Origin of the sequence: Streptomyces sp. NPDC057543, from assembly GCF_042801895.1 — a bacterium.
In the GTDB taxonomy this organism is placed as follows: Bacteria; Actinomycetota; Actinomycetes; order Streptomycetales; family Streptomycetaceae; genus Streptomyces.
Genome location: NZ_JBHVFF010000278.1, coordinates 1 through 11,327 on the forward strand (window position 1 = coordinate 1; position 11,327 = coordinate 11,327).

Consider the following 11,327-nt stretch of genomic DNA (forward strand, 5'->3'; position numbering starts at 1 on the left):
GCCCACAGAGGCACCGCCGCCGTCGGCGAGAATCGAAGGGCGGGTGGCGCGTGGTGCGGCGAGAGGTGGATTCACGTGCAGGCAGAGGAAGAGGCGCAGGTAGAGGCGCAGGCGCAGAACCGGAAGCGCCCGGTCCGGCAGGATGCGGAACCGCGGAGGGGCCGGCCGCGCAGCGCGGCGGCCGAGCGGGCGATCCTGGACGCCGTCGTCGAACTGCTGGAGGCCGGTGAGCCCCTCGCCGGCCTGTCCATCGAGCGCATCGCCCGTACCGCCGGGGTCGGCAAGGCGACCATCTATCGGCGGTGGAGCGGCAAGGAGGAACTCTTCGTCGACGTTCTGCGCGACATCGAACCTCCGGAACCCACGGTCTCCGGCACCGCCGGGCTCGACGACCTGCGACTACTGCTGGAGTCGTTGCGCCGGCGCGGCCTCGCCCAGCGCTCCTCCGTCCTGCTCCACAACGTCTTCGCACAGATGAAGAGCCACCCCAAGCTGTGGACCGAGTACCACTGCACCGTCATCGCCCCCCGCCGCGTCGCCATGCTGGCCGCCGTGCAGCGGGCGGTCGACGCGGGCGAGCTCCGCGGCGACCTGGACGTGGAACTGATGGACGACCTGTTCCTGGGGCCCATGCTCGTACGCACCATCCACCGCCCCGACGCGCCGCTGCCCGAGGACCTCGCGGACCGCATCATCCAGGCGCTGACGGAGGGCCTCGCCCCCCGGCCCGCCACGGGCGGCTGACCTGCGCGGCTCACCGCGAACGGCTGAGCTGCCCGGCTCATCGCGAACGACTGCCCTGCCCGGCTCATCGCGAACGGCTGAGCTGCCCGGCTCATCGCGAACGACTGCCCTGCCCGGCTCATCGCGAACGGCTGCCCCGCCCGCTCACCGCCGAGGGCTGACCCGCCCGGACCCGCTCGAGTGTGATCGTTCTGTCACAAGCCCCCGCAGATCCCTCCCTCCGGAACCCGCCGGACCCCGCCCGTCGTCCTCGTGACAGTACGGCCGTCGTGGACGACGGGAATCACGCCGCCCATCGCCTAGGGTCGAGGGCGCGGCGACATGCAAGGCAAGGCAGTGAGGACAGCGCGATGGTGCAGGCGTACGAACCGGACACCGGGAACGACCGTGCGGAGTCGCAGAGCACCGGGTCCGGATCCCGCTTTCGGAGCCTGCTCGACAGACGGATCCGTGACAAGGGCATCTGGCGGCGCGGAATCGTCCTCGCCGTCTGCGCGGTCCTCCTCACCCTCGTGATGGTCTTCCACGCGGAGATCCCGAACATCATCGGCAACCTGGGCAGCCTCACCGAGACGTTCCTGCCGTGGATCGGCGTATTCGTCCCGCTGCTGCTGATCCTGGGCCTGGTACGCCGCTCGGCGACCGCGCTGATCGCCCTGCTGCTGCCGGTCGCGGTCTGGCTCAACCTCTTCGGCGGGCTGATGCTCTCCGACAAGTCGGGCAGCGGCGGGGACCTGACCGTGGCCACCCACAACGTCAACGCGGACAACCCCGATCCCGCGGGCACCGCCCGGCAGGTCGCGGGCTCCGGGGCCGACATCGTCGCTCTGGAGGAGCTGCCGAGCGACCAGGTGTCGACGTACAAGGCGGCGCTCGCCGACCGCTTCCCGTACCACTCGGTGCAGGGGACCGTCGGCCTGTGGAGCAAGTACCCGATGAGCAGCACCCGGCCGGTCGACATCAAGATGGGCTGGACCCGGGCGATGCGCTCCACGGTGAGGACGCCCGAGGGCGAGGTCGCCGTCTATGTGGCCCACCTGCCGTCCGTGCGCGTCAAGCTGCACGCCGGATTCACCGCCAACCAGCGCGACGACAGCGCCGACGCCCTGGGCGAGGCCATCGCCGACGAACGGCTCGGCAAGGTGATCCTGCTCGGTGACCTCAACGGCACGATGAACGACCGCTCGCTCAACGCGGTCACCTCGCAGATGCGGTCCACCCAGGGCGCGGCCGGCGACGGCTTCGGCTTCAGCTGGCCGGCCTCGTTCCCGATGGCACGGATCGACCAGATCTTGGTGAAGGGCGTCGAACCGATGTCGTCGTGGACACTCCCGGCGACGGACAGCGACCACCTTCCGATCGCCGCGCGCGTGGAACTCTGACGAAACGGTCCGTTCACCCGCGGGAACAAGCCGTCTGAGAGAATTTGTTCCGATCGGGAACCAAGGATGATCCGGCGAGGGAGCCGGACCGGCCGCGCGCCGCCACGCCCCGGTTCCCTCCTGCGCTTCCCGCCCCACCGGTCGGCCATGCCCGGCCGGGGCGGACGGCGGCTTCCCTGCGGAAAGGTTTCTCTTCATGCCCCTGGCCCTGCTCGCACTCGCTGTGAGCGCCTTCGGCATCGGTACCACGGAGTTCGTGATGATGGGCCTGCTGCCCAATGTCGCGGACGATCTGGGCACCTCCGTACCCACCGCCGGCCACCTCGTCTCGGCGTACGCGATAGGCGTCGTCGTCGGGGCCCCGCTGCTCACCGCCGTCGGCTCCCGGATCCCGCGCAAGCGGATGCTTCTGCTGCTGATGGCCCTCTTCACCGTCGGCAACCTCGCCTCCGCGTTCGCCCCCGGCTTCGGCTGGCTGCTCGGCGGCCGATTCCTCGCCGGCCTGCCGCACGGGGCGTTCTTCGGCGTCGGCGCGGTCGTCGCCGCCCAACTGGTCTCCGAGGGGCGCCGGGCGCGGGCCGTGGCGACCATGTTCCTCGGCCTCACCGTCGCCAACGTCGTCGGTGTCCCGGCGGCCACCCTGCTCGGCCAGCACCTCGGCTGGCGGGCCACGTTCCTGGTCGTCGCGGCGATCGGGCTCTGCGCGATGGCGGCGCTCGCCCGGCTCGTGCCGCACGTACCCGTCGACGCCCACCAGGGCCTGGGCCGCGAACTGCGCGCCCTCGGCAACCGGCAGGTGCTGCTCGGCCTGCTCACCGCCGTCTTCGGCTTCGCCGGAGTCTTCGCCGTGTACTCCTACCTCTCGGCCATGACGACCGAGGCGATGGGTTTCGGTGAGTCCGCGGTGACGCCGGTGCTCGCGCTCTTCGGCATCGGCATGACCCTCGGCGCACTCGCGGCGGGCCCGCTCACGGACCGGGCGCTGCGGCCGACGCTGTACGGGTCGCTCGGCGCGCTCGCCGTCGTCCTGGCCGTCTTCCCGTTCGCCGTGCACGCGCGGTGGGCGGCGCTCGTGATGGTGGTGCTGCTCGGTGGGGTCGGCTTCATGACGACCACCCCGCTCCAGATGCTGGTCATGAACAAGGCCAAGGCCGCTCCGACCCTGGCGTCCGCCTCCAACCACTCCGCGTTCAACCTCGCCAACGCGGGCGGTGCGTGGCTGGGCGGCACGGCGATCGCGGCGGGCTGGGGGTGGACCTCCCCGGCCCCGGTCGGCGCGGTCCTGGCGGTCGCCGGACTCGCGGTGGCGATCACGGCGGGCGTACTGGACCGGGAGCGCGCGCCGGGGGCGTCGAGGGTGGTGGCCCGTGCGGATGCGCGGCCCGCGCGGGACGAGACCGGGGCGGACGCGTACTGAAGCGCGAAGCGCCGGCACGCCACAGCAGGCCCGTCCGGCGGCGGAGGACGAACCGGCCGCGGACCCCCCGGTGGCCGACCGGTCGGACCGACGCGTGCCACCGATATCCGTTCATCAGGCCGATTCGCGCTACGGACAACCGCTCAGCTCGACTCGCGCCACCGATTGGTGATCGGCAGCCGGCGGTCCTTGCCGAAGCCCTTCGGGGAGATCTTCGTGCCCGGCGGGTACTGCCGCCGCTTGTACTCCGCCGTGTCCACCATCCGCAGCGTCTTCGCCACCAGCGCCGCGTCGAACCCGGCCGCGACGATCTCGTCCAGCCCCTGGTCCTGGTCGACGTACAGCTCCAGGATCCGGTCCAGTACGTCGTAGTCGGGCAGCGAGTCCGTGTCGACCTGTCCCGGGCGCAGCTCGGCGCTGGGCGGCTTGGTGATGGACGCCTCCGGGATCGGCGGGGTCTGCCCGCGCTCCTCGGCGGCGCGGTTGCGCCACTTCGCGAGGCGGAAGATCGACGTCTTGTAGACGTCCTTGATCGGCCCGTACGCGCCGACCGAGTCGCCGTACAGCGTCGAGTAGCCGACCGCCAGCTCGGACTTGTTGCCCGGAGCGAGGACGATCTGGCCCTCCTGGTTGGAGACGGCCATCAGCATCGTGCCGCGCAGCCGCGACTGGAGGTTCTCCTCGGCGAGGCCGGTGAGCCCCAGCGAGCCCATGTACGCGTCGAACATCGGCTCGATCGGTACGGTGCGGAAGTTCAGCCCGGTACGGCGGGCCAGCTCGGCCGCGTCGCCCTTGGAGTGGTCCGAGGAGTACTTCGACGGCATCGAGATGCCGTACACGTTCTGCGCCCCCAGCGCGTCGCAGGCGATGGCCGCGACCAGCGCCGAGTCGATCCCGCCGGAGAGCCCGATCAGCACACTGCTGAAGCCGTTCTTGGCGGCGTACGCGCGCAGTCCCACGACCAGCGCCGAGTACAGCTCCTCGTCGTCGTCGAGCCGTTCCGCGTAACCGCCGGCCAGCTCCGCCTCGTACGGCGCCAGGGGCTCCTCGGAGAGCACCACGCGGTCGATCCGCAGCCCGTCGTTCACGACCCCGGACGGGGCCACGGCCGAGGCGGCCGGCAGGTCCAGGTCGAGTACGACGCAGCCCTCGGCGAACTGCGGGGCGCGGGCGATCACTTCGCCGTCCCGGTCGACGACGATCGAGTCGCCGTCGAAGACCAGCTCGTCCTGGCCGCCGATCATCGCCAGGTACGCGGTGGTGCAGCCGGCCTCCTGGGCGCGCTTGCGGACCAGTTCGAGCCGGGTGTCGTCCTTGTCCCGCTCGTACGGCGAGGCGTTGATCGACAGCAGCAGCCCGGCACCGGCCGCCCGCGCGGCCGGCACCCGGCCGCCGTCCTGCCAGAGGTCCTCGCAGATCGCGAGCGCCACGTCGACGCCGTGGACCCGGATGACCGGCATCGAGTCGCCCGGTACGAAGTACCGGAACTCGTCGAACACGCCGTAATTGGGGAGGTGGTGCTTGGCGAAGGTCAGCGCGACCTGCCCGCGGTGCAGCACCGCGGCGGCGTTCTGCGGGGCGCCGGCGGGCTGTCCGTAGCGCGGCTGGGCCGTCTCGGAACGGTCGAGGAAGCCGACGACGACCGGCAGCTCCCCGAAGCCCTCCGCGTCGAGGCGGGCGGCGAGCGCGCGCAGCGCCTGACGCGAGGCCTCGACGAAGGACGACCGCAGAGCCAGGTCCTCGACGGGGTAGCCGGTCAGCATCATCTCGGGGAACGCCACCAGATGGGCGCCCTGTTCGGCGGAGTGCCGGGTCCAGTGGACGATCGCCTCGGCGTTGCCGGGGAGATCACCGACGGTCGAGTCGATCTGATTCAGTGCGAGGCGTAGTTGAGGCACGCGGACCAGTGTAATCGTCTGACTGACGCGATGTCCTGGCGGGCCGCGCGATTGCCGGGCCGCCCGCCAGGAACGGGTCAGCGGCGGTAGCCGAGGACCGTCATCATGCCCACGTCCGAGTGGTAGATGTTGTGGCAGTGGAGCATCCACAGACCCGGGTTGTCCGCGTTGAACTCGACGGCCATTGAACTGTGCGGCCGGACGATCACGGTGTCCTTGCGCGCCCACGCGGCCTGCCCCCGCCGGGAGGCCCGGTGCTCCGGCCCGGCCCGTCCCACCAGGCCGAACGAGTGTCCGTGCAGATGGACGGGGTGCCACATCGACGTGACGTTGTAGAACTCCAGCCTGACCCGCTCGCCCGCCCTGACCGGATGGCGCTGTCCTGGGTTGTACGGCTTGCGGTCGAAGGCCCAGTCGTACGCGCTCATGCTGCCGGTCAGCTTGAACCGCAGGGTCCGGTCGGCCTTGCGGACGGACAGCGCCACGGATTCGTCCGGCGACAGGTCGAACGCCTCCACCAGCTTTCCGTCCAGCTCCTTCGGCCGTACGGAGGCGGTGGGTGCCGTGCCCTTTCCGGTACGGAGCAGGGCCAGCGCCGACGCCCGCTTGCCCTCGGCGACCGCGGTCAGCGGGAACACTCCGTCCCCGGCGGTCACCACCACGTCGTACCGCTCGCCCATGCCCAGCAGCAGGGCGTCCGTCGTGGTGTGCCGGACGGGGTAGCCGTCGGTGTGCGTGATCGTCATCCGGTGACCGCCGAGCGCGACACGGAAAGCGGTGTCCCCGCCCGCGTTGATGATGCGCAGCCGGATACGGTCGCCGGGCTTGGCGGTGAACGACGTGGGGGACTTCGGTACGCGACCGTTGATCAGGTAGTAGGGGTAGTCGACATTGCCCCCGTGGCTTTCGAGCAGTTCGCTGTAGGAATTCTTCATGATCCGCGAGGGGCCCGAGCGTCGCTTGGGGGTTCGGGGGCCCTTGGGGTCTTTGGGGGACCCACCGTGCCCACTGCCCCCCGGATCGTTCTTGTCGTCCATCCCGTCGTCGCCCGGACCGCCGTGGTCCATCCCGCCGTGGTCCATCCCGCCGTGGTCCATCCCGCCGTGGTCCATCTCGCCGTGGTCCATGCCGCCCCTGCCCCCGCTGAGCTCGTCGAGCACCTCGTCGGGAGTGGAGCCGCCCACCCCGTCGACCCAGTCGTCGAGGACGACGACCCACTCCTTGTCGTACTTGAGCGGCTCCTTCGGGTCCTCGACGATCAGCGGCGCGTACAGGCCACGATCCTGCTGGACGCCCGTGTGCGGATGGAACCAGTACGTCCCCGGGTGCGGCACCTTGAAGCGGTACGCGTATTCCGCGCCCGGCTTGATGGGCCTCTGGGTCAGGACGGGTACGCCGTCCATGTCGTTGCGCACGTTGAGCCCGTGCCAGTGCAGGGTGGTCGCCGCCGGAAGGTGATTGGCGAGCTTGAGCGCGACGACGTCGCCCACCGTGAGCCGCAGTTCCGGGCCGGGCAGCCGGGCTTCGTAGGCCCATGAGCCGACGACGAGCCCGTCGCCCAGATCCAGTCGGGCCGGGGTGGCCGTGAGGTCGATCTTCCGTACGGGGCCGGAGGCCCGCCTGGCCTCGGCCGCGGCGACCTCCTCCCCGTCGGGGGAGACGTACTCGCCCCCGGACTTCCCGCGGGGAGCGGTCCCGTGGTTCGCACCGCCGGCGTTCGGGCTGCCGGAGTTCGTACCGCCGGACTTCGTACCGCTGCGGCCCGTGTCGGAATCGCCGGAGCAGGATGCCAGAACCGCCGTACCGGCAGTGGCGACAGCGGCGCCGAGCACGGCGCGTCGGGTGGGTGGAGTGCGCATGACGGAGAGCACCTCGGGGTGTTGTCGGTATTTCGGTCTGCTGGGGGAGGGGGAGGCGCCCCTCCTATATGCACAGCACCGACAACAGGGCACGGTCTCCCCGGCCCGGCCGGAGACCCGGCACCGGCACCGGCGACACCCGCGCCGCGCCACCCCCGAGGAGGTGGACGATCCCGATGAGGAGCGCAACGAACAGGAACAACTGTCCGTACGTCGCACATCTACTCAGGGTCATGTCGAGCACCCTACCCCCGCTGGGTACGGGGCGCGCGCGGAAACGTATCTCCGCAGCTCTATCGGGGTCTACAGGGCGCACGGAACAGCACCCGGTACCCCTCGTGCAAGGGGTACCGGGCCATCGATCCGGGTGTTCGCGAGCCGGTCAGCTGGGGGCGTAGACCTTCTCCACCCAGCAGGCGATCTGCTCGTCGGTGAGGTGCTGCGCCAGGTCGGCTTCGCTGATCATGCCGATCAGCTTCTTGTTCTCGACCACCGGAAGCCGACGGATCCGATGGGTCTGCATCTCCTCCAGAACCATCTCCACGTCCGCGCCCGAGTCGATCCAGCGAGGGGTGCCGTGGGCGAGGTCGCCCGCGGTCATCTTCGACGGGTCATGCCCCCTCGCCACACAGCCGACCACGATGTCGCGGTCCGTGAGGATGCCGATCATCCGGTCCTGCTCGCCTTCGGCGGAGATGGGCAGCGCGCCCACCTTGTGGTCGCGCATCAGCTGCGCGGCGCGGTCGAGTGTCTCGTGTGCGGGGATCCAGGTGGCCCCGGTGTGCATGATGTCCTTGGCGGTGGTCATGAGGGATTCCTCCTGCGTGCCGGTGGGCATGCTGTACGACCCCGAGCGAACCCATCGTCATGGGCCCGTTCGGCGTACGCGACCGCTATCACCCGTTCGGGTGCATGTGCGGCTCGGCGGGAATCTTTCAGGACCGGGGCTTCGCCCCTCGTGCCGCCAGCATGTCGGCCATCACGTCCAGCTCGGACTGCTGGGCCTCGACCATTCCCTGGGCGAGACGCTTCTCCACCTTCACCGTGCACAGCCGGGCGCAGCCGCGGGCCATGCCGATGCCGCCCTTGTGGTGGTCGGTCATCAGCTGGAGGTACAGGACCTCGGCCTTCCTGCCGCTCGCCGCGCGGAGCCGGTCCAGCTCGGTCCTGGTGGCCATGCCGGGCATCAGGGAGCCGTCATGGGCCCGGTACCGGGATCCCGGCCCCGCCGTCCCGTCCATGCCCGCCATGCCGTCCATGCCCGCCATGTCGTGGCCCTCGTGCCCGCCCGCCATCCAGGCCATCGGCTCCTGAGAGGTGGCCTTCGGCAGTTCCCACAGGTCCAGCCAGCCGAGCATCATGCCCCGCTGGTTGGCCTGCGTGTTGGCGATGTCGTACGCGAGGCGGCGTACCTCCTCGTCCCGCGTACGGTCACGCACGAGGAACGACATCTCCACGGCCTGCTGATGGTGGACCGCCATGTCGCGGGCGAAACCGGCGTCCGCGGAATCCACCGCGGGCGTGCGCGGGGCGGACGCTGCGGCACGGTCCGTGCCCTCGCCCCCGCCGTCGCCCCGCGCGGAGGCGACCGTCGCCACCCCCGCGAACAGCAGCGCGAGCGCGACGGCGGAGCCGGCCACCCACTGGATGCGCCGGTCGCGTGTCACCGCCGTCACTGGGCCCCCAGTCCGCCCGTGCACGCCGCACCCGGCTCGGGCGTCTGCGGTCCCTGCACGAACTTGGCGAAGAACCGGTCGACCCGCGGGTCGTCGGCGCCGTCCACCGTCACCTGATTGCCCCAGGCGCTCAGCATGATCGTCCCGGCCTGGCCCTCGTACGGGCTCATCAGCGTGTACGGCGTCCTGCCGACGCGCTCGGCGAGCTTCGCCACATCGGCGTCCGAGGCCTTGTCCGTGTACGTCACCCACACCGATCCGTGCTCCAGCGAGTGCACGGCGTTCACGTCGGGGATCGCCTTCTTGTACACCTCGCCGTCGCAGTTCATCCACACGGGGTTGTGGTCACCGCCGACCGGGGGCTTCATCGGGTACGTGACCGGCGTGGTGACGTGGTTGCGGGTCAGCGTCTTCGCGTCCCACGTCTTCAGCCCGGCGATCGGCCCGTCGGCCGACTTCTTCGGGTCCGTCCCGGGCGCCTTGGCGTCCTGCGCCTGGGCGTCCCGCTTCTTCTCCGAGGCCTCGGACTTGTCCAGCACCAGGTACGAGCCGAAACCGACCAGACCCGCGACGACGAGGACGCTCAGGCTTATGGCCAGGACACGGTTGCGGCGCTCACGCGCGCGGTCGGCGTTGCGCATGTGCTCTATACGGGCCCTGCGGTCGAAGCTCATGTCGTCAGGTCCTTCTGCGAAAGGGAGAGGATGGACAAGAAGCGGTCGGGAACGAGGTCGGAGGAACAGGCGCGCGCCGGACCGTCGCGAAACCGCTCCGTTCCCTTGCGCACCATGGGCGCCGATCGTAGTGGGTGGCCGGGTGCTCCATCTCACGTCGTGTGCGTAATCTGGGTGAAATCCGGGGTCGTGATACTGGAGCTCCTCCCTTACCCCGGGCGGTGGTGCATGGACCGTCTGAACTGCAAGGATGTGGCTATGGACAAGCAGCAGGAATTCGTCCTCAGAACGCTTGAGGAACGCGACATCCGCTTCGTACGGCTGTGGTTCACCGATGTCCTCGGCTACCTCAAGTCCGTTGCCGTGGCCCCCGCCGAGCTGGAACAGGCCTTTGACGAGGGCATCGGCTTCGACGGCTCCGCCATCGAGGGCTTCGCCCGGGTGTACGAGTCCGACATGATCGCCAAGCCGGACCCGGGCACGTTCCAGATCCTGCCGTGGCGCGCGGAGGCCCCGGGCACGGCCCGGATGTTCTGCGACATCCTGATGCCCGACGGCTCGCCGTCCTTCGCCGACCCGCGCTATGTCCTCAAGCGCATCCTCGCCAAGACCTCCGACCTGGGCTTCACCTTCTACACGCACCCGGAGATCGAGTTCTTCCTGCTGAAGGACAAGCCGGTCGACGGCAGCCGCCCCACCCCCGCCGACAGCTCCGGTTACTTCGACCACACCCCGCAGAACGTCGGCATGGACTTCCGCCGCCAGGCGATCACCATGCTCGAATCGATGGGCATCTCGGTCGAGTTCAGCCACCACGAGGGCGCCCCCGGCCAACAGGAGATCGACCTGCGGTACGCGGACGCGCTCTCCACGGCCGACAACATCATGACCTTCCGCCTGGTGATGAAGCAGGTCGCGCTGGAGCAGGGCGTGCAGGCGACGTTCATGCCGAAGCCGTTCTCCGAGCACCCCGGCTCCGGCATGCACACCCACCTCTCCCTCTTCGAGGGCGACCGCAATGCCTTCTACGAATCGGGCGCCGAGTACCAGCTGTCCAAGGTCGGCCGCTCCTTCATCGCCGGCCTGCTCACCCACGCCGCGGAGATCTCCGCCGTGACCAACCAGTGGGTCAACTCCTACAAGCGCATCTGGGGTGGCTCCTCCCGCGCCGCGGGCGCCGGCGGCGAGGCCCCCTCGTACATCTGCTGGGGCCACAACAACCGCTCCGCGCTCATCCGCGTACCCATGTACAAGCCCGGCAAGACCGGCTCCGCCCGCGTGGAGGTCCGCTCCATCGACTCCGGCGCCAACCCCTACCTGACGTACGCGGTGCTGCTCGCCGCGGGCCTCAAGGGCATAGAGGAGGGCTACGAACTCCCGGCCGGCGCCGACGACGACGTCTGGGCGCTGTCCGACGCGGAACGCCGCGCGATGGGCATCGAGCCGCTGCCGCAGAACCTGGGCGAGGCGATCTCCCTGATGGAGAAGAGCGAACTGGTCGCCGAGACGCTCGGCGAGCACGTCTTCGACTTCTTCCTGCGCAACAAGAAGCAGGAGTGGGAGGAGTACCGCTCCGAGGTCACGGCCTTCGAGCTGAAGGCCCTGCTGCCGGTGCTGTAATCGCAGGTCAGCGCTGTTGGATCGCTTATGCGTGGCTTGGGGCCGACGGTGTCGCAC

At 70.1% G+C, this 11,327-nt stretch carries 10 protein-coding genes; 4 read left to right on the forward strand and 6 right to left on the reverse strand.

Annotated elements, in window-relative coordinates; translation table 11 throughout:
- The first annotated feature begins 75 nt into the window (after positions 1-75).
- From ACFU8Q_RS33090 to ACFU8Q_RS33100, 3 genes are all read left to right on the forward strand, one after another.
- Positions 76-744: a TetR/AcrR family transcriptional regulator gene (locus ACFU8Q_RS33090; RefSeq protein ID WP_384461267.1), complete on the forward strand. Its 669-nt coding sequence runs from the start codon at positions 76-78 to the stop codon at positions 742-744.
- Positions 745-1,094: 350 nt separating this feature from the next.
- Positions 1,095-2,126, forward strand: coding sequence for an endonuclease/exonuclease/phosphatase family protein (locus ACFU8Q_RS33095; protein ID WP_384461270.1), 1,032 nt, complete (start codon positions 1,095-1,097; stop codon positions 2,124-2,126).
- A 196-nt stretch (positions 2,127-2,322) separates the two neighbouring features.
- Positions 2,323-3,543, forward strand: a complete 1,221-nt coding sequence (locus ACFU8Q_RS33100; protein WP_384461272.1) for an MFS transporter — start codon at positions 2,323-2,325, stop codon at positions 3,541-3,543.
- A gap of 143 nt (positions 3,544-3,686) precedes the next feature.
- Here the strand turns inward: ACFU8Q_RS33100 and ACFU8Q_RS33105 are convergent, their stop codons facing one another.
- The 6 genes from ACFU8Q_RS33105 to ACFU8Q_RS33130 form a co-directional block, all read right to left on the reverse strand.
- On the reverse strand, positions 3,687-5,441 hold the full coding sequence (locus ACFU8Q_RS33105; RefSeq protein ID WP_384461275.1) for an NAD+ synthase: 1,755 nt from the start codon (positions 5,439-5,441) through the stop codon (positions 3,687-3,689).
- A 77-nt stretch (positions 5,442-5,518) separates the two neighbouring features.
- Entirely contained in the window at positions 5,519-7,300 is a 1,782-nt protein-coding gene (locus ACFU8Q_RS33110; RefSeq protein WP_384461278.1) for a multicopper oxidase family protein, read from the reverse strand.
- Between the two features lie 64 nt (positions 7,301-7,364).
- On the reverse strand, positions 7,365-7,535 hold the full coding sequence (locus ACFU8Q_RS33115; protein ID WP_384461281.1) for a hypothetical protein: 171 nt from the start codon (positions 7,533-7,535) through the stop codon (positions 7,365-7,367).
- A 147-nt stretch (positions 7,536-7,682) separates the two neighbouring features.
- Positions 7,683-8,108 (reverse strand): CBS domain-containing protein, encoded by a 426-nt coding sequence (locus ACFU8Q_RS33120; protein WP_384461284.1) that lies wholly within the window; start codon positions 8,106-8,108, stop codon positions 7,683-7,685.
- Between the two features lie 127 nt (positions 8,109-8,235).
- The gene (locus ACFU8Q_RS33125) at positions 8,236-8,967 is read right to left on the reverse strand and encodes a DUF305 domain-containing protein (protein WP_384461287.1); all 732 of its coding nucleotides are present in this window, start codon (positions 8,965-8,967) and stop codon (positions 8,236-8,238) included.
- A 5-nt stretch (positions 8,968-8,972) separates the two neighbouring features.
- Entirely contained in the window at positions 8,973-9,650 is a 678-nt protein-coding gene (locus ACFU8Q_RS33130) for a DUF3105 domain-containing protein (RefSeq protein ID WP_384461290.1), read from the reverse strand.
- Positions 9,651-9,908: 258 nt separating this feature from the next.
- Between ACFU8Q_RS33130 and glnA the strand changes: the two genes are divergently transcribed.
- Positions 9,909-11,270, forward strand: a complete 1,362-nt coding sequence (glnA, locus tag ACFU8Q_RS33135) for a type I glutamate--ammonia ligase (protein WP_384461293.1) — start codon at positions 9,909-9,911, stop codon at positions 11,268-11,270.
- Positions 11,271-11,327: the final 57 nt, after the last annotated feature.